The sequence below is a fragment of the Hydrogenobaculum acidophilum genome (assembly GCF_054656715.1).
Map to the genome: position 1 here is coordinate 20,555 of NZ_BAAHXP010000014.1, position 20,305 is coordinate 40,859.

A 20,305-nucleotide genomic window follows, 5' to 3' on the forward strand; every position below is an offset into this window, starting at 1 on the left:
TCCTTTTATAGAAAGTTTTCAAGCTATATATTATAACATAATTTATAATTTATTTTTATGGACAAAATGAAAGCTTACGAAATATATATAAACGAAATATTAAAATGGAACAAAGTACACAAACTTATATCTAAGGGTGATGAATCAAAAATATTTGAAAGACACATAAAAAATGCAGAGGAAATATTTGATAAGATAAAAGATTTTAATATAAGAGAAATAGCTGATGTGGGAGCCGGAGCTGGCTTTTTTGGCGTTGTTTTTTCAATGCTTGATGAAACTCTGAAAGTGAGCCTTATAGAATTTGTTGCCAAAAAATGTGCTTTTTTAGAATACGTAAAAATAAAGCTTGGATTAAAATACGAAGTTTTGTGTAAAGATGCCAACAAATTAGGTAGAAAATTTGAATCTACCATAGAAAGAGCTCTTGGCAAACCAACAGACATAACAAGAACAATGGAAAACCTATCAGAAAAATATGTATTTCTTGTCTTAGGAGAAAACGAAAACCTAGAGCCAATTAGAGACATGGGGTACAAAGACATTAAGCTAAAAGAAGGACATTTGGCTTTTAAAAGCTTAAAAGGGTTGCAAAATTTTGATACTGTGATATAATATTATTGCTTAGAGCCACTAGCTCAGCTGGCAGAGCAACGGACTTTTAATCCGTGGGTCGGGGGTTCAAATCCCCCGTGGCTCATATTAATCTCATAAAAATAAACAACGCTTTTTAATCTATACTTTTTTGCTTTAAATAAACTATTCTTCAAACAATTGATATCATGCTTATTTTATAAAATAATTTACAAATCATCAAAATTTATATACTATACTTATTTTCCCTTTATATTTTTTTTACAAATTTTTAATCAAATATTAACAATAAAACTTTAAAATGCTTACATATTACACGTTAGGAGGTTTGTTATGGCAAAGGTAGTAAAAGGCAGTATAGCAGAGGCGCTAAACACGTCGCAGTTTAGCCTTTTTCATATAAAGGCTATGTTCGCTTCTGCTATGGGATTTTTCACATCGGCTTACGACCTATTTATAATAGGTACGGCGCTTGTGCTTATCAAAGATGAATGGCATTTAAGTGCCCAACGAATAGGGCTTATAGGCTCTATATCTCTTATAGCCACTTTCTTTGGAGCTTTTATCTTTGGGAATTTAGCGGATAGGCTAGGTAGAAAGTCTGTATACGGCATAGAAGCCATCTTGATGGTATTAGGTGCTTTGATGTCTGCATTTTCTTTTAACGTAACTTTTCTATTGATATCTCGTTTTATACTAGGTTTAGGAGTAGGCGGAGACTATCCTCTTTCTGCAGTTATAATGAGTGAATACGCCAACACCACCACCAGAGGAAGGATGGTAACGCTTGTATTTAGCGCCCAGGCATTAGGTTTGATAGCTGGACCTATGGTAGCACTTTCTCTTTTAGCAGCCGGGGTAGATAAAGATTTGGCTTGGAGAATAATGCTTGGTTTAGGTGCATTGCCTGCGGCCACCGTTATCTATCTTAGGAGAAGGTTGCCAGAATCTCCAAGGTGGCTTGCAAGGGTAAAAGGTGAAAAAGAAGTAGCGGCAAAAGATTTAGCTTCTTTTTCTCTTGGTGAAGTGATTATAGAAGAACCCAAAGACAATATAGTGAAACAACCCTTATCAAAATACTGGCTACAACTCTTAGGTACTGCTGGTACATGGTTTTTATTTGACTACGCTTATTATGGCAACACCATATCTACACCTTTAGTGTTAAAACATATTGCCCCACATGCAAATTTGATACAAAGCACAGCTATAAGCTTTTTAATATTTGTAGTTTTTGCAGTACCAGGCTATTTTATAGCCGCAGCCACCATAGATAAAATAGGACATAAATTTTTGCAAATGCTAGGCTTCTTTATGATGGGTCTTATGTTTTTCATAATAGGTATATCCCCTTCCATAGTAAACAACTTTCCTCTTTTTGTAACTTTATACGGTTTATCTTACTTCTTTGCAGAATTTGGTCCAAATACTACAACTTTTGTGTTGCCAGCCGAAGTATTTCCAGTAAACGTTAGAACCACAGCTCATGGTATATCGGCTGGCGTAGCCAAGATAGGTGCTTTCATAGGTGCTTATTTTTTCCCTATCTTATTAAAATCGTTAGGATTAAGCCATACTTTGCTTTTGACGTTCGTATTCTCTTTAGCTGGGCTCATTCTTACTTACATAGCCATTCCAGAACCAAAAGGAAAATCTTTGGAAGAGATATCTCAAGAAGATATCCAATCTCAAAAGCCAATACCTGCCGCCTAAACATATAATCTCCACAAGCCCCATTTGGGGCTTTTTTATTAACCAAAAATTAAAAATAAAAGTTTAATATAAAGATATGAGGTATATTAAATTTGTTTATAAAATATTTGTTTTCTTAGTGCTTTTTATAGCTTTTATTCTAATATCTTTGTATATAGATATATATTTTAAAAACCAAAAAGAAAAGAGAAAACGCCTTATAAAAAATGCATCATACTTCTCTAAGCTTGTTTTAAAGCTTTTTAACATAAAAGTATCTCAAAGAGGCATGTATGTAAATGATGGTCAGAACCATATAATTGTATCAAATCACCTTAGCTATTTTGATATTATCGTTTTGAGTGCTTTTGTAGAAGCGGTGTTTATATCAACGAAAGAGGTAGAAAAAACATTTTTATTTGGACATATAGCAAAATACGGCGGTGCAATATTTATAGACAGGAAAAACAAGTCAAACATACTTTCTGATATGGAGCTTTTTAGAGATGTTTTAGAGGAAGGGTTTAACGTAGTGGTGTTTTTGGAAGGTACCACTTCAAACGGTGATGATATATTGCCGTTTAAAAGCAGTTTTGTAGAAGTCATATTAAAAGCCCAAAAACCAATATTACCAATATGTATAAAATACAAATCTATAAACGGCAAACCGATAGCGATATCAAACAGAGACTATGTATTTTATTATGGAGATATGACACTTTTAAACCATGTATTTAGCTTTTTGCTAAACGTAAACTCTATGGAAATAGAGCTTTTCTTTTTAAACCCTTTATATCAAACATCTCACTTTAGCAGAAAAGAACTAACAAAATTATTGTACGAGGATATACGTTCTTGTTATTTAGAAAAAACCACAAGTTTTTAAATATATCAATACACGATGTGTGCCCATCAAATCTTCAAAATATTTTCAAACTAAAAGAGTTGCTAGTTAAACATGACATTGATAATATAACGTTTCTCCTTATCCCATTTTACCACGAGAAAGAGTCTCTTTTAGATATTAAAAGCGAGATACAAGAGCTAACAAAAGACAATGAAGCGATTTTGCATGGATATGCACATATGTCAAGGGATTTTGCAAAATACGATTATAGAAAGATATTTACAGATAAAGAAGCAGAGTTTTTATTAGAAGATAACCTTTCACAAAGGCTTGATAAAGGGCTTCAAACATTTAAAGAGCTTGGCATAACGCCAAAGGGTTTTATAGCTCCAGCTTGGCTTTTTAGAAAAGAAGTTTTAGAGCTTTTAAAAGAAAAAGGATTTTTGTTTACAACAGATAGAAGATATATATACGACATTAAAAATAATCAAAAAATATTCGCACCAGTTATAACGTTTGGTAGCAGAGGGTTTGTAGAAAAGCTTTCTATTTTTTCTTTCGATAAGACTTATTTTCTAACAAGGAACTTGGGTTTGGTAAGAATAGCCCTTCATCCAGTAGACGCATCAAATCCCTCAAAGATTTATAAGCTTTTAAAAATATTGGATATTGTTAAAAAGGAAGATTTTAAAATAGCTAGTTTATATCATATCATAAAAGCAAAAAACTTAATAAAAAATTAACATAAGTTTGATAATTTAAATATTAGATTAAGGGAGGTCTTATGGTAAAAGTTGATTTACACCTTCACTCGGAAGCTTCAAATAGGCCAGGAGGCTACATATCTGAAAAACTTAAGATTGGCGAGAGCTATACCAAACCCAAAAAACTTTACAACACCTTGGCAAATAGAGGTATGACACTGTTTACTATCACAGACCATGATACCATAGATGGATGTCTTGAAATAGCACACTTACCAAACGTATTCATATCAGAAGAAATCACTACATATTTTCCAGAGGATAGATGTAAAGTACACGTCATAGCTATAGATATAACACCAAAACATCACGACGACATCCAGCATCTAAGAGGCAATATATATGAGCTTGTAGATTATCTTCAATTTAACAACATAACGCATATCTTGGCTCACCCTCTTTACAATATGGATGGAAAGCTTAATAAAACGCACATAGAAAGGTTTTTACTTCTTTTTGACAACTGGGAGATTTTAAACGGTACAAGGTCAAAAACGTCTTCTATCATCACAAAAAAGATAGCTAAATCTTACACAAAAAGAGACTTGGAGGACCTAGCCAACAAATACGGATTTTTCAAAAGAAGAAAAGATTTTATATCTTTTACTGGTGGCTCCGATGACCATGGAGGACTTGACCTTGGTTATGGGTATACAATAGCGGAAGGAAATAATGTAGAAGATCTTAAAAAAGCCATAGAAAATGGACAAACAAAAGTAGATGGATATCATGGCAATCCCAAAAGACTAACACATATGGTAATGAACATAGCAAAAGAAGGCATGAAAAAAAGATACAACCTTGGAAACCTTGGCTATCTTTTAGATACGCTGTTTGAACCCAAGGAAGTGTCAAAATATTCATTCTTAGATTCTATACTAGGTAAAAGCTCTGTAGCTACTTTCATAGAAAACGTCATAAACTTTAAAGGTGTATTATCGGAAAATCCCCACGAAAATATATTTTACTTTTTCTCAAACATACTTCCTTATACACTAAATCAGATAAAATCCATGAAATCCTTTGATTTTGATAAGTTTAGCGCTTATGTAGGAAGAAGCGTTATATTTTTAGCACCCTATGTAGCTTATCTGTCTGTTTACAAGCAAAGAGCAGATGAGAAAAATATATCAAAGAAATTTTACAAAGAGTTTTTCAATGAAGAACACACGGAGGGTAAAGTAGCTTATTTTACCGACACATTTTTTGATATAAACGGAGTGGCCAGAACCACCCAAAAGCTTTTGGAACTCTCAAAAGAAGAAAGCCTAAACGTCAAATTTATTATTTCTGATGAAAGAATCATAGAAGACTCCCATATAAAAAATTTCAAACCTATGATTTCTTTTGCACTACCAGAATATCAAAATATAACCATAAATATACCAAATCTTTTAGAAATTCTTGATTACATAGAATCTGAAAACTTTGACATAATCTACGCTGCTACGCCTGGAGTCATAGGGATTTACGCCCTTGTGATAGCTAAAATATTAGGCATCCCCTTTGTGTCAGCTTACCATACAGATTTTCCAGAATACGCAATAAGGTATACCAACGAGCCATACTTTAAATACTTTGCAGAAGTGTTTATGAAAAGCTTCTATGGACTTTCCGATAGAGTACTTGTACCAAGCATGTCTTACTATGAAAAGCTTTTAGACTACGGCATCAAAGAAGACAAGTTAGCTATTTTTAAAAGAGGGGTCAATAGAGATAAATTTAACGAGTCCTTTAAAGACAAAGAGTTTTGGCGAATGTTTGACCCTACCTACAGAGGCGAAAAAGTTATAGCTTACGTAGGAAGAGTAGCCAAAGAAAAAGATTTGGACATATTCGTGGAAGTGTTTGAGCTTTTAAAAGAAGAAAGAAATATAAAGTTTGCTATAGTAGGAGATGGCCCATATAAGTATGAACTTGAAAAAGTTTATAAAGATAGGATTATTTTTACAGGTTTTTTAGAGGGGGAGGGTTTATCAAAAGCTTATGCAAGTGCAGACATATTCTTATTTCCAAGTACCACTGAAACCTTTGGAAATGTAGTCTTAGAAGCTATGGCAAGCGGCATAGTACCCTTGGTCCCGGACGCTGGAGGTGCAAAAGAACATATAACTCATGGTGAAAACGGCTTTATAATAAAGCAAAACAACCCATTAGAGTATGCAAAAATCATTAAAAAGCTTTTAGAGGATGATATGTTTTATAAAAAGGTAAAACAAAAAGCCATAGCCTATGCAAGTACACTAAACGAAAGGGAACTTTTGCTAGAAATGATGCACCTGCTGTCTTTTGGGAGGGTTAAAAGCTTAGAGTTTTCCGAAGAAAGCTTGGTATGAAGCTTTTAGACATAACGCATTTTTATTCAGATAGAAGCGGTGGCATAAAAACATATATAAACAACAAAATAGAATATATAAAAGACAAAGACATAGAGCATGTGGTTATAGTGCCAGGCAAGAAAGATACGCTTAATTATATAAACCGTAGCAAGATATATCAAATCAAATCTCCTTATATGTTTGTATGGAAACAATATAGGCTTCTTATAAACCAACAAAAGATAGCAAATATAATAGAGTTTGAAAAACCAAATATAGTGGAGATAGGGTCTTTGTTTCTGTTGCCATCTTTTATAAAGAAATTAAAAGACAAATTAAACTTTAGTACCGTCGGATTTTTTCATTCCAACTTGGAAAAGAGTCTGTTAAACGTTTTTAGGCTCAACAAAGACAGCAACATGCTTTCTAAAATTACTAGAAAATATATTTATAAAACTTATAGCGATATGGATTTAGTTGTGGCGCCCTCTTACTATGTAAAAGATTATCTAAATCTACTTGGTTTATACAATGTAGAAGTGGTTTATCACGGTATAGACTTTAATATCTTTGAAAATCAAGCTCCAAACGAAGAGTTAAAAACCACGCTAAAGGATAAAATAGTACTTATATATGTAGGTAGATTTTCCAAAGATAAAAACTTCCTTGAGCTTTTAGATATATTTAAAACACTTAAAAACCTTGACAAAAGGTTTCATCTTTTGTTGGTAGGAGATGGTCCAGATAAAAAGCATGTAAACAAAATACTAGATTCAAACTTTACGGTATTAGATTATATAAAAGACAAAAGGATATTGGCCAGCATATACAAGTCATCTCATATATTTGTGAGCACCTCCAAATCTGATACCTTTGGGTACTCTGTCATAGAAGCACAAGCCTGTGGACTTCCAGTGGTAGCTTACAACGATGTGTCTTTCCCTGAGATTGTTTACTACAAAGAATTTTTGGCAAATTCAAAAGAAGAGTTTGTAAAAAATATATTGGCTATCTCAAAAATATATCCTTATCTAAACAAAGACCCAATAAAAAACTTTGTAAAAGAGCGTTTTTCTTTAGAAAAGAATATGGCCTATCTTTTCTATATATATCAATCTCTAAGCCGTTATCTGACCTACCAGCGCTTCGCTTGATTCCTCCACTACAGGTTTTAAAAGCCTCTTTGACTCCTTTTTAAGCTCCGCTAACTTCCTAGCTATATCCTGAGAATTTTTATAGTTTAAAGTATTTGCGGCAGCTAGCGTAATTTTTGCTATAGGAAATTTTCTTACGTTGCCTTCTCGGTCTTTTGATACAAAGTACCCATTTTTTATATCCTCTTCTTTGTAGAGTTCTTTTATAGCATCTGAAGCCTCCTTGTATAAACTATTTATTACCTCGTCTTTGTTTTTTAGATTTTTAAATATAACCACAAAATCATCACCACCGATATGCCCCACAAAGGCATCGTAGTTGAAGGCAAAAGATTGCAAAGTTTGAGCAAGTTTTTTTATCATCATATCTCCAGCCAAAAAACCATATGCATCGTTAAAAGGCTTAAAATTAGATATATCTATATGAACAACGTATGCATTTATCTTTTGCTCTATGGCGTTTTCTATCTCCTTTTCTATAATTACATTACCTGGTAGACCAGTAAGAGGGTTTGTGTAAAGGGTTATCTTGTAAAAAGTATCAAAAAGTTTTTCCAGTATTTTGGCTTTTGTTAAAACTCCCAATATGCCTTGAGTATTTTTAACCAATATAGCATCCACATGTTTCTCTACGCTGATATGATAAGCGTGCAGAATATTATCCTGAATATCAAATTTTTCTATACCTTGATAATGGCAGTCTACATGCTCAAAGAAGTAATCAATTGTTTTATAATAAAACAAGTTTTCACTAAACGTATTCAATATTCTTTTTATACAGCTTTCGTTTATCAAAATGTCAAAATCCTCTAAGTAAAGCCATTCAGACTCATTTTTCTTGAGTATCTCTATAAGATACTTTATATCAGGTTTACCTTTTAAAACGTGTATAGGCTCAAGGTCATCTTTGCTTATACTGTATCTATCCTTTATAGAGTTTAATTTTTTCTGTATTATTACGTTTCTTAAAAGCATAATACCCTCTTTTGGAAGCTCTTGAGATGCTGATGGCATAGCCAGTAAAAATCCCTGGGAATAGTCTATACCAAGCTCTAAGATAGTTTTTAAATCTTCTTTGTTTTCTATACCTTCTGCAATGGTTTTTATACCGCTTTTTATAGCCATATCCATTATGCCTCTTACTATTTGCCATTTTAACCTTGATCGTGATATGCCTTTTATAAGTTCTATGGGAAACTTTATATAATCTGGTTCTATTTGGCTTAATATATTCAAAGAGTTGTACCCTGTACCAAAATCATCAAAAGCTATACTAAACCCTATGGACTTATAGTATTCTATAATCTCTTTCAACGCTTCTATATCTTCAAACTTTTCAGATTCTGTAATCTCTAACACCACATTCTCAGGCTTTAAATTGTTTTGAAGGGCTATATTTAACGTAAAGCCCCTTTTAAAAAATCCACTGTTTGAAGAGTTTGGGTTTATATTTATAAAAAGCTTAAGACCTTTTTGTTTGTATTGCAATATCGCTTGCTCCCTACACACAGCATCTAAAAAATACTCTATGCTTATCTCTTTTGCTACATCAAAAGCTAATTTCGGCGATATATAATATTCATCATGCTTAATCCTCATAAGAGCCTCGTAGGCGTATACAAAACCATCTTTGTTGGAAAATATTGGTTGATAAAACATGGTTATCTGCTTTTTTATCAATAGTCTCAAGAGTTCTATATTTTCATTTATATATTTTGTACGTTTAAGGCATAATTTATCATCAATTATAAAATATTCATACTCTTGTAAAATATTATCTTCTAATAAAGATTCCATGTTTTCATAGTTTCTTGTTAAAGATTTCGACAACTCCTTGTCAAAAAATACTACCTTCATCTGCAATACCTCCTATAAGTTTCTTCTACATATCTTTTTATTGTGTTGTATTCATGTTCTTCTAACACTCCCTTTAAAAATTCGCAAGCTTTTTCGTCCATTACCACTAATGTATTTATTGCTGCTTGAATTACCGCTGGATTATCCTCTTTTAATATTATTTCCTTCACAAAAGGGACGGCCATCTTTACATTTTTTACTTTTATCACGTTCAAAGCCGTAATTCTATAATCTGCTATAGGATGGTTAAGAGCTATTATCAATTTGGTCTCGTAAGGTAATTTTATAAAATATTCTATGTTGTACCCACAATGTGGGCAAATCTTATCTTCTTGGTTTATAGCATTCCAACACATAGGACAAAAGAACACAAAATTCTTATCGGCGCTCGTGGGTTTTAACCTTATATTTGCTGGTTTATAGCTTTTAAGAAAATCAAATATATCTAACTCGGTCTTTTTAAACTCTAGAGAAAATACTGCCAAATAAAAAGGTTCGTATATTTCTATTTTATCCACCAGCTCATCATTTAATATTTGAAATATTTTTTTGCCGTTTTCTATGTATATTTGAAAGTATCCGCTTGGAAACATACCTTGCACAAGCACATTTTTTAAATCAAGCCCAAAATCTAAGCTTTTTATAACCTCATCTTCTTCCAAATACAAAAGCTTGTGCGATGAAGCGTATACTTTTACCATATCTTCTTTGAGTTTGTAGAAATTCATACTCACTATCCTATCAGATATCTTTTTCACCAAAAAGCCTATAGCTGGCTCTTGTTCTAAATCTCCAAATTTTACGTTCAAAATCTCACCATTTTTAAAATACAAAAAACTATCTACTCCCAAGAACTTTGACTTTATCTCTAAAAAGCCGCTTAGCTTATCGGCTTTTATACTTTCTAAAGCTTCAGAGAAATCAGCTCTAGTATCTGTAGAAGATATCCACATCTTGCTTATATGAGGATTTATAACTTTTATGTCTTCAGCTTTACCTATATGAGATTTATAAAAGTTGCAATCTAAATTGTAAACTTTCACGTTTGTTGGTAGTTTTAGGCTTTTTATATCGTTTACATCGTATATCAAAGTATTCTCTTGGTTTATTACAAAACAGTCAAATGATGCTCTTATCATCTGTTCAAAGGCCATAAGCTCTTCCTCTTGTTCTAAATACACATCTAACTTCGGTTCCAACAGCAAAATCGCTTGTTCAAGTTGCATATTGGCGATTTTCTACCATGCTTTTTTCTAAAAATTTTTCCAAAAATTCTATGACTTTTGGCGACAACAGGTGTGATAACTTTTCCTTTAAGCTTAAGGGAGTTATTATCTCTTCGGAAGTTCTGGAGTATTTTTGGTCGTTGCCAAATTTTTCAGCTTTAAAATAAAATATCACATTGTAATATTTATTATAAGTGAGCATATGATATATTCCACTATCAAATACTGATAGCAAAAGCTCTTCGCCCTCTTCCAAAAGATGCCTAATCTCATCAAAATATTTAACCATGGCTAATTACCTCCTTTTAGATTTAAATTTAATTTAAGGCCGAAAAATTAATTTTTGGTTAAGAAGACTAAAATTTTTTATGATAGTGCCGATAAATTTTAGTTTGTCTAATATGACAATTTTTTAATGCTTATTAATAAAAAATTAACATAATGAAAGTAAAATGAAAAAACAAGGAGGTGTTTATGAAAAGTAAACTAGTTTACGTAGTTGGCTTAGGATTTCTGATATCATTTATATCATATGCTCAAGAAGAGCCTACTCTCAATGTAAATGTAAACGCTCATAAAGAAAAACAAAAACAGGGTCAAAAGTACATAAAAACCAAAAAATACGCTAAAGCTAAGGAAAAAGTGGAGAAGAAACTCATAAACAAGTTAAACGTAGGTGGAGCAAATATATATCAAGCTTTAGAGCTTTTACCGTCTGTAAACTTTCAAACCCAAGACCCTTATGGATTATCTGGTGGTGAAGTTACTATAAGAGGTTTCAACAACAGTCAAATAGGAGTCACTATAGATGGTATGCCTCTAAACGATTCTGGTAATTTTGCCATATATCCAAACGAGTATGCGGACATGGAAAACATAGAAGCAGAAACTATCACTAGGGGAGGCACAGGCAAAACCTCTCCTCTTTATTCTGATTTAGGTGGTAGAATAGCCCTTAGGACAATACCGCCAAGGGATAAGTTTGGACTAGAATTAGAGCAAATATTTGGTTCTTTCGGATTTGAGAAGACCTTTACTCGTATTGATTCTGGGTTTTTGCCGCTTATGAACTCAAGATTTTTCATATCTTTATCTCATGCTCAGGCTAACAAATGGAAAGGTCCAGGACAAAGCCCAAAATACAGAGACCACGTAACCTTTGGGTGGGTAGCAAACCTTGGCAGACTTCATGCAGACTTTTATATGGATGAAAACAATCAGTTAAATTATTATTATCGCGGGCTTAATTATCAGCAGGCTCAAAATTTGAGTGCCTACAAAGACCTTGATTACAACGGTTCTCTTACTGGAAATCCAAAGATAGACGCCAATTACTACAAATTCTTCTACAACCCTTACCAAAACTATGAATTTAGGGGCAACATAAGTTTTGACGCTACAAAAAATCTTTACTTTGAGCTAAAGCCATATTATTGGAGGGGAAGAGGGTATGGAAGTTCTGCTTACTATAATTCTAAGCAAAACGCCGTAAATCAAAGCATAAGCTACAACTACACAAAAAGACCAGGATTTATAGCTCAAGCGGTATTTCATAAAACCCCCTTCAAAGTCACCTTAGGTTATTGGTATGAGAACGCTGACCTTGAAAATTTTAATAAAAACCTAAAACTGGCAAACTTTCAAAATGGCTCATATATAGCGAGTCTAAACTATTATGGATATATAGACAAAGTTTACACTATTACAAACACCCCATACGTAGTCTTTGATTTAAATAACTTTCATAGGTTTAGCTTTGAACTTGGCTTAAAATATGCTCAGATTAGAAGAAATTATATTGAATACAACACATATGCGAAACTACCTGACCTGCCAGATGATGATATATACAACTATCCATTGCAAAGTATACCAAGTCAATCATACGATAGAACATATAGAAAATTGCTCCCTACTATAAACATATCTTATCGTATTAACAAATATTTAGCTCCGTATTTTAACTACGCAAAGAATTTTCAAATCCCAGGAAGCTATCAAGGTTCACCACCAAAAGGTACTACAGCTCAGGAGGTTATAAACAATCTATCGCCGGAGCAAGCGGACAGTTATGATGCTGGTATAAATATAAGCCTTGGAAACTTCCTTATAAAACCAGACGTATACTACGTGGATTACAAGGACAAGATAGAGTATTTTGCTGAACCAAACAATCCACAAATAACCTATCCTCAAAACGTCGGAAAGGTACACGCTTACGGAGGTGAAATTTTTGTGGCTGGAAATCTACTAAAAAACCTTACACTTATAGCCTCTGGCTCTTACAACAAAGCTACTTTCCAAAACGGATACTACTCAGGATCTCAATTTCTAAATGTGGTCGGCAATCAGCTTCCAAATACTCCAAAGTATATGGCAAAAGTTGGATTAGACTATAAGATATATGGGTTTGATATATTCCCATACGCCATATACGAAAGCTCAAGATACGGAGATTCCACAAATACTCAAGAAATACCTTCTTATGTGGTATTTAATCTAAATGTATCAAGAGATGTTCATATATTCCAAAAAAAGATATCGTTATTTTTAAATGCATACAACCTCACCAATAAAACTTATATAGGATATATAGGTACTGGTAATACATCCGGCACTTATTATGTAGCACCGCCATTTACCATATCCGCCGGAGCTAGAGCTTATTTCTAATGCTTCTTTTTCATGCAAGCAGGAGAGGGAAGGGAAGGAGTTTTATTAACCAAAAATTAACAAAATCTTAACAAAAAATTAACAATAGACTTATATAATAGACGTCAAATTTGAATAGGAGGACAAAAGTATGTATACTAAAAGCTTAAAAAAAATATTACTTAGCATAGCTGTCTTTAGTATTGGGTTTTCTTTTGGAGAGCCTAACTCAAGCCCAGTTTACAACATAGGACAGATAAACGTAGGAGCTGAGCATGTATCTTCTATAGAAAAGAAAAAGGAGAAAAGATATCATAGAGCACTTTTGAAGCTAAAAGATAAGTATATATTTAAATCAAATTTTAGCATCAAAGTAATCAAAAAAGACCAGCTAAAAGTAGCTGGTCCTACGGGAAATGTGGCTCAAATTATGTCTTATGCGCCAGGGGTTACTATAAGCAGTTTTGGAGTTGGAAGCTCCAGAAAGCAGTCTATAGTCATAAATGGTATAAGGCAGGGATGGGGTGGATTTACTGGAGCTACAGGTATAGATAACGGCAGTATAGGTGTGACATTTGATGGCGTACCTTTGGTAGACCCCTCCACTGGACTCTGGCAATCAAACCAATTGCCTCAGCTAGACCTAATACAAGGTATAAGTATAATATATGGACCTGGTAATCCTAAAAATAGATGGTATAACGACCTAGGTGGTCAGGTACAATTCACTCCACTTCAACCCACCAAGAACATGGGAGGGTTTGTAGATTTATCCTATGGAAGCTTTAACTCAAGAAACCTATTTTTGGCATTTGACACAGGAGATATACACGGTTGGCGCACAGTAGTTGCAGCAGGATGGGGAGCTGGCAACAACTATGTTACATCGGTGGACGGCTTTAGATATCCATCTCATAACTATGCATATTATATAAAAACTAAAAAAGTATTTGCAAACGGTGATGGTGATTTTTCATTGGGTGCTTACGCTGCCCAATCCTTTTACTGGAGAAATCCACCGATACCAGTATCTCCTCAGCCTGGACTTACAGCAGATGGAAGCCCAAACACGCCACTTTTAAGTCAGGCTACCACTGGTTTTTATAGTGCTCCTGATTTTAGTGTATTGCATAAATTAGACCAAAACGGCATAGACTTAGTTTACTCAAAACTAAATTTAAATTTTGATAAGCATACTAAATTCCATAATCTTGTTTGGTTTAGATATGGCTTTAGAAGACACAATCACTACAACGATTATCCGCTTGGCTCAAATCCGGGAAACTTGTATGAGTACAACAACCCATACGATAAGGTGTTTGGAGATAAGCTTTACTTTGAGTTAAACAACATTTATTACAACAACTTAGCCTTTGGTGGTTATTGGCTATATTCTCAATACAACTCAAGGAATGCTTTCTGGAATCCTTCTGTAGAACTTGCACCAGGTGTTTATGGAAGTCCAACTGTGCCAAACGCAAAATATAGGAGCAACTACTGGAATCAAACAGATGTAGCAGCTTTTATAGAAGATAAGATTAAATTTTACAAGCTTGAGATAGAACCAGGTATAAGGTGGGTAGATTTTATAACAGATTATAACAATTCTACATGCTCAGATTTTCCACTTGCCTGTCAATTAAACCCAAAAGGTAATGAAGCCCAATATCCATCTGCTCATACTAATTTCACTAAGACAGAGCCTTCTTTGGCTTTAAGCTATAAACCTTTTGATTGGTTGTCATTATATGGAAACTACGCTGAAACCTATAAAGTGCCAGAAAACGGTGGTGGTGGAGGTCCTTATCAATCAGTACCTGCCTCAGAAATACACTTAGAAAAGTCTCAACAATATCAAATAGGTTTTAAAATCTTAAAACAACATATTCCATACGCAGAAAAAGTGTTTGTAGGCGCCAATTATTTCCATATGATATTCTCTAATCTATTTTTCCCAATTTACGATGCAAATGGCAACTATCTTGGAGACGGAGCAGGTACTTCTGTTTATAAAGGTGTAAACCTCTTTGCAGATTACTATCCAACAAAACACTTTTATATATGGACAAACGGTACATACGAAGATGCTAATTTCAATAACTACACTTATACAAACGCAAATGGTGCTGTAACAAATGCCGGTAGTCTTCCGGTGTCTTATGTACCTCATACGTTGTTTAACTTAGGAGCTAGCTATTCATACTTGCTGGATTATCTTGGTGGAATCATAGTAAAGCCATCTGCTTGGTATCAATATGTGGGCTCTCAATCTATGTTTAACAACAACACTGGATTGCCAGATACCCAAAAGATGCCAAGCTATTACACTTTAAATGCTAGCATGTCTTTTATAGTTATGCCTTCTTTAAGGTTGTCGAAAGAGCTAAAGTTGAGGGATATAGACTTTACCCTTACAGCGCTCAATATAACCAACAAAAAATACAACGAGTTTGAGTATATATCAAGCGGAGGGTATTATGGAGTAAACGGAGGGTATGTTCAGGCTTATCCTGGAGCACCTTTCACTATATATGGTTCTTTGAGGGCAGATTTTTAATGCTTCTTTTTCATGCAAGCAGGAGAGGGGGAGATGGGTTTTCTTAACAAAAAATTAACAAAAGTTTTTTATACTGGTTTTGAAGGAGGAAATGATGGATTTAGAGTTATTGCATAAAGCTGTTTTTGTTATTATGGGTATAGTCTTTATCGTATCTAACTATGTAATAATTTATAAGTTTATTCAGATAAGCAAGATAAAGAATCAAGTGGGTAAAGTGTCGGAAAAGGAAGCATACAAACTCATAACAAAGTTAAAGAGTAGTATGTGGATATTGGACTTTGGAGTAACATCAGGACCTTTACTTGGGCTACTTGGAAGTATATTGGCTTTGATAGAATCTTTTGCCAACTTAGCATCGAGAGGGATTTCAAATCCAGTGGTTATAAGCAAATCTATAGGATTTGCCCTTGTGGCTACCGCTTTCGGTATATGTTTGGCACTTTGGGATTTGGTATTTTATAAGATGCTAAACGATATGATAAGAAACATCAAAGATGAAGCTAAACTAATTTTTGCAGGAGGAAATTAATATGGCAAACCTATGGGAAGAAGAGCACCAAGAGAAAGAAGAAATACATATAGTTCCTATGATAGATGTTATGTTGTTTTTGTTGACGTTTTTTGTGCTTTTAACAATAAACTCCATATCTCTAAACGGTAAACAACTAAGCGTACCAGCGTCTAAATATACAGACCCATTACCAAGAGTAAAAAATGTAAAGGTCTATCTTACAAAAAACAACCTAGTTTACGTGGGTTCAAACAAATATCCTTACAGTTTAGATGGTTTATCATCATATTTTCAAAATCTTAAAAACCAATACAAAGAGGCCAACAATATAAATGTCTATATAGTACCTGACAAAAACGCAAACGTACAAACCCTTGTAAATGTTATGGATCACATACAACAAGCAGGCATTTCAAATATATCCATAGTAAATAAACAATCATGACAAACAATTTGTATTTAGACGAGAAAAAATATAGAATAGTTTCGTTTTTTGTAGCTATTATTTTCTCTTTATTTGTCTTCTTTCTAGCAACGCTTTTAAAAGTAAATATATATAACTATAGGATGCCAAAAGAGATAAAAGTTCATCTTGTTACGAATCTGCCCTTAAATAAACCTATAACTCAAAAACCAGTAGAAAAACATGTAGAGAAGAAAGTTATAAAACACATAGTCAAAAAAGTAGCAAAACATATACCAGTCCATCAGATACAAAAACCAAAACCTGTGGAAAAACCTATAGTTTCTAAAATACCGCCTCCGGAACCAGTGCCAGTGCCTAAAAAGGTTATAAATCCACAGGAGCAAAATATAACAAAAGAACCATCAAAACCCGTAGAGGAAAAAGCTTCTCCTTCTCAAGTTTCTCAAAAACCTTCTCCGCCGGCTTCATCATCAAAACCCACACGTGATGAAATATCTCTATATTTAACTAAGGTTTATGAGATAATAGAAGAGCATAAACATTATCCTTCTTTGGCTAAGAGAAGAGGTGATTCGGGTAGTGTTTTTGTAAAAGTTAGAATATCTAGTTCTGGTAGAGTAGATAGTGTTAGCCTTTTAAACTCCAGCGGTAGCTATATTTTAGATGAGTATACTAAAGAACTCATAAAGAGTCTGAAGTTTCCACCACCACCTAAAGGTGGTATAACCTTTGATTTAAAAGTAAACTATAGACTGAATGAAGGAGAATAAATATGAAAAAGCTCTTGCTTATGCTTAGCTTATTTTCAAGCATTGCCTTTGCTCATCAAACGCCTTGGGGGTGGAAGATAAACCCGGTTGGCAAATATATATCTACTCCAAACTTTCCTACAAACGTGGTGGTGTCAAAACATCACGTGTTTGTGCTTACAAACGGAGCTACCCCTTATCAAACCATAAATATGTACGATAAAAATTTACGCGAAGTCTTCCAAGTGAGGGCATACCCTTCCGAGGTCTCTACTTCAAAAGACCCGCATATGCTTTTCATATCTTACCAAAATCTATATCAAGGACTTTATTATAAAAGCCATAAACTATATGTAGCGGGCGGGGATTTTGACAATGTGCTTGTTTTTGATGTAAAGAGCGATAAGCTTGTGCTTGATAAGAAAATACATCTTGATGCAAAAAAATTTCCAAAAAATCAATATCCTTACATATATCAAGGAGCAAGGTATGATTTGAGACATTTTTTCACTTCCTGTGTTTATGAATCTGATGGATACATATACGCTTGCGGGCTTTTATCAAACGCTATTGCTAGAATAAACGAAAAAACTCAAAAGATAGACTATGTAAATGTTGGACCATACCCCTATGACATCACTTCAAATAATAAGTACATATTTGTAAGCCTTTGGGGGAATAACTCTGTGGCTGTATTGGATAAAAAAGACTTTAAACTTATAAAACACATAGAGCTTGGTAAAAAACTAAACAAAAAAAGCCAAGTGGCTGGCATGCACCCCACAAACCTATACTATAAAGATGGAAAGCTCTTCGTAAGCCTTGCAAACACAAATAAAATAGGTATAATAGATACGAAAAATCTTAAAGTTTCTGACTTTTTAGAAGATAAAATGTTTAAAAATCAAGAGGTGGGTTCATATCCAAACAGCATGTTTGAGAAAGATGGAAAGCTTTTTGTATCAAGCGCTGGTTTAAACGCGGTAAATATATTTGATTTAAAATCCAAAAAACTAATAGGCTCTGTCCCTACTGGTTGGTATCCTAGTTCTATGACAAAAGATAACAAAAATATATACATAGTATCCGCCAAAGGTCTTGGTTCATATCCAAATCCAAACTACTACTGGATAGGTATAGAGATGCCAGGACTCTTGCAGAAGGTCTCTTTTTCTGATATTTCTAAAAACCTAAACACTTACACAAAAGATGTATATGCTTATGATAATCTAAACGATATGAAAAAAGACAAAAAGTTGGTATCTTTTCTAAGACATCATATAAAGTATGTGGTTTTTATATTAAGAGAAAACAAGACTTTTGATGAAGAGTTTGGGACTTATAAAAGAGCTGGGGCTTGGGCAGACCCAAATTTAGCTGTTTATGGGGAAAAAGAACTTCCAAACTTGTTTAATTTTGCCAATAACTATGTACTGATGGCAAACTTTTATGCGGATGGAGAAGTTACAGCCCAAGGACACCAATGGACCGCCGGGGCAAACTCATCGGATTTTGTGGAGCGCACTTGGGCTCAGTACTATTCTAGAAGGGGGCTTATGGAAAACCCAGGGTGGATAAGTTACATGGGTTTTGGACTAGCTTCTGGTTGGGGTGGTATTCCAATAGGAAAAGATAACCCATTTGCTATATATGAAGACTTAAAAAAGCTTGGAAAGTGGAGCAATCCTTGGATATCTTACCCTTACAAACTCTATCTTTTTAACAATCTTCTTAAAAACCATGTTAGTTTTGAAGATTTTGGAGAATTTGTCACAAGAAACAGAGAAGGGGACATACCACCTTCTTTGAAAAAACATATAGCCCTTTCATATCCTGGTTGGGATAGGTTTATACTAGATACTTATAGAGCCGATGAGGCTATAAAGTGGCTTAAATCCCATAAAATGCCTAGGTTTTTATATATATGGCTTCCGGATGACCACACCGCTGGGTTTAACCCTTGTTATTACACGCCAAACTACTATGTGGCAAACAACGATTACGCTACCGCCAAAATTGTAGAATATCTATCCCATACCCCTTACTGGAAGCATATGGCTATATTTATCACCGAAGACGATGCCCAGTCTGGGGCAGACCATATAGACGCACATAGGACTTTTGCGGTGGTGATAAGCCCATGGGTAAAAAAAGGATACATATCTTATAAACACTATTCTCAAATAAACATAGTAAAAACCATAGAAGAGATTTTAGGTATTCCGCCTATGTCTATATACGACCAAACCGCTTCTATTTTCACCGATATATGGAGCAAAAAACCCAATTTTAGTCCTATAAAAGCCATAAAACCAAAAGTAAAAGTGGCTTTTAACAAAGGATATTGTCCAGATTATACCCTTTTAAGAAGAGAAGCAGGAGTTACCGGAAACTACATAACACCAGAGTGGCTAAAAAAACACAAACTAAAAAAACAAAGAGACTCTTACAATATAGACCCCAAACATCTATACACTCCCACATCTTTACTTAAAGTATCCGGATTTGAACAGTTTAGACAAACGCTAATCGCCACCAAAGGTGAAAAAGGTTATAAGAAGATGATGGACTATATAAAGCGTTTAGCCAAAAAAGAGCATAAGAGTATTTGGGCTTTTATAAGCAACTGATATTGATATATATCATTATATAAAAGCAAAAAATTAACAGAATATTAACAAAAGACATCTAAAATAAAAAGTATGAAAGAAGTGCAAATTGTAAGCGCCAAAGAGGGTAGGATAAGAATAAAGGTAAATAAAGTTTACCAAGATGTTGTATATGAGCTTTTAAGAAAAGCTCTTAAAAACCACCACATAGTATCAAAGCCACATACAAATAGCATAATTATAACTTGCTATCAAGAAGAAAACACTATAGCATGTATAAAAAGCATACTGAAAGAAAACGGCTTCAAAGTCGAAACAAAGACCAATGACATCAATCTTCTATTC

General features: G+C 33.9%; 16 protein-coding genes and 1 tRNA gene. 14 read left to right on the forward strand and 3 right to left on the reverse strand.

Going from position 1 to position 20,305, the window contains the following annotated elements; genetic code table 11:
• Positions 1 to 57: 57 nt before the first annotated feature.
• The 7 genes from ACYQZV_RS07345 to ACYQZV_RS07375 all read left to right on the forward strand — a co-directional run bounded on the left by ACYQZV_RS07345 (position 58) and on the right by ACYQZV_RS07375 (position 7,369).
• Positions 58 to 615 carry an RsmG family class I SAM-dependent methyltransferase gene (locus tag ACYQZV_RS07345; protein WP_459894509.1) on the forward strand — a complete coding sequence of 186 codons (558 nt, stop codon included), beginning with the start codon at positions 58 to 60 and terminating at the stop codon, positions 613 to 615.
• A gap of 12 nt (positions 616 to 627) precedes the next feature.
• A tRNA-Lys gene (locus ACYQZV_RS07350) sits at positions 628 to 700 on the forward strand.
• Between the two features lie 227 nt (positions 701 to 927).
• Positions 928 to 2,307, forward strand: coding sequence for an MFS transporter (locus tag ACYQZV_RS07355; RefSeq protein ID WP_459894512.1), 1,380 nt, complete (start codon positions 928 to 930; stop codon positions 2,305 to 2,307).
• Positions 2,308 to 2,383: 76 nt separating this feature from the next.
• Positions 2,384 to 3,172: a lysophospholipid acyltransferase family protein gene (locus ACYQZV_RS07360; RefSeq protein WP_459894515.1), complete on the forward strand. Its 789-nt coding sequence runs from the start codon at positions 2,384 to 2,386 to the stop codon at positions 3,170 to 3,172.
• Positions 3,142 to 3,876, forward strand: coding sequence for a DUF2334 domain-containing protein (locus tag ACYQZV_RS07365; protein ID WP_459894517.1), 735 nt, complete (start codon positions 3,142 to 3,144; stop codon positions 3,874 to 3,876). Before ACYQZV_RS07360 ends, ACYQZV_RS07365 begins: the two co-directional genes overlap by 31 nt.
• Positions 3,877 to 3,917: 41 nt before the next feature.
• Positions 3,918 to 6,233, forward strand: coding sequence for a glycosyltransferase (locus ACYQZV_RS07370; protein ID WP_459894519.1), 2,316 nt, complete (start codon positions 3,918 to 3,920; stop codon positions 6,231 to 6,233).
• Entirely contained in the window at positions 6,230 to 7,369 is a 1,140-nt protein-coding gene (locus ACYQZV_RS07375; protein ID WP_459894522.1) for a glycosyltransferase, read from the forward strand. Before ACYQZV_RS07370 ends, ACYQZV_RS07375 begins: the two co-directional genes overlap by 4 nt.
• On the opposite strand, the gene ACYQZV_RS07380 is transcribed toward ACYQZV_RS07375, so the two are convergent.
• Genes ACYQZV_RS07380 through ACYQZV_RS07390 form a run of 3 tightly spaced genes read right to left on the reverse strand, consistent with a single transcriptional unit; the run spans position 7,334 to position 10,741 of the window.
• On the reverse strand, positions 7,334 to 9,226 hold the full coding sequence (locus ACYQZV_RS07380; RefSeq protein WP_459894524.1) for a GGDEF domain-containing protein: 1,893 nt from the start codon (positions 9,224 to 9,226) through the stop codon (positions 7,334 to 7,336). The two genes, ACYQZV_RS07375 and ACYQZV_RS07380, sit on opposite strands and share 36 nt — an antisense overlap.
• Positions 9,223 to 10,452, reverse strand: coding sequence for a HEAT repeat domain-containing protein (locus ACYQZV_RS07385; RefSeq protein ID WP_459894526.1), 1,230 nt, complete (start codon positions 10,450 to 10,452; stop codon positions 9,223 to 9,225). Before ACYQZV_RS07385 ends, ACYQZV_RS07380 begins: the two co-directional genes overlap by 4 nt.
• Positions 10,442 to 10,741, reverse strand: coding sequence for a hypothetical protein (locus ACYQZV_RS07390; protein WP_459894528.1), 300 nt, complete (start codon positions 10,739 to 10,741; stop codon positions 10,442 to 10,444). Before ACYQZV_RS07390 ends, ACYQZV_RS07385 begins: the two co-directional genes overlap by 11 nt.
• 185 nt (positions 10,742 to 10,926) lie before the next feature.
• Between ACYQZV_RS07390 and ACYQZV_RS07395 the strand changes: the two genes are divergently transcribed.
• The 7 genes from ACYQZV_RS07395 to ACYQZV_RS07425 form a co-directional block, all read left to right on the forward strand.
• The gene (locus tag ACYQZV_RS07395; RefSeq protein WP_459894530.1) at positions 10,927 to 13,125 is read left to right on the forward strand and encodes a TonB-dependent receptor; all 2,199 of its coding nucleotides are present in this window, start codon (positions 10,927 to 10,929) and stop codon (positions 13,123 to 13,125) included.
• 130 nt (positions 13,126 to 13,255) lie between these two features.
• Positions 13,256 to 15,661 (forward strand): TonB-dependent receptor, encoded by a 2,406-nt coding sequence (locus ACYQZV_RS07400; RefSeq protein ID WP_459894532.1) that lies wholly within the window; start codon positions 13,256 to 13,258, stop codon positions 15,659 to 15,661.
• 94 nt (positions 15,662 to 15,755) lie between these two features.
• Entirely contained in the window at positions 15,756 to 16,193 is a 438-nt protein-coding gene (locus ACYQZV_RS07405; RefSeq protein WP_459894534.1) for a MotA/TolQ/ExbB proton channel family protein, read from the forward strand.
• Position 16,194: 1 nt separating this feature from the next.
• On the forward strand, positions 16,195 to 16,620 hold the full coding sequence (locus tag ACYQZV_RS07410) for an ExbD/TolR family protein (RefSeq protein ID WP_459894536.1): 426 nt from the start codon (positions 16,195 to 16,197) through the stop codon (positions 16,618 to 16,620).
• Positions 16,617 to 17,372: an energy transducer TonB gene (locus ACYQZV_RS07415; protein ID WP_459894538.1), complete on the forward strand. Its 756-nt coding sequence runs from the start codon at positions 16,617 to 16,619 to the stop codon at positions 17,370 to 17,372. Before ACYQZV_RS07410 ends, ACYQZV_RS07415 begins: the two co-directional genes overlap by 4 nt.
• A 2-nt stretch (positions 17,373 to 17,374) precedes the next feature.
• Positions 17,375 to 19,981 carry an alkaline phosphatase family protein gene (locus tag ACYQZV_RS07420; protein ID WP_459894541.1) on the forward strand — a complete coding sequence of 869 codons (2,607 nt, stop codon included), beginning with the start codon at positions 17,375 to 17,377 and terminating at the stop codon, positions 19,979 to 19,981.
• A gap of 72 nt (positions 19,982 to 20,053) precedes the next feature.
• Positions 20,054 to 20,305, forward strand: a 252-nt coding sequence (locus tag ACYQZV_RS07425; protein ID WP_459894544.1) for a hypothetical protein, incomplete at its 3' end; no start/stop codon positions are given.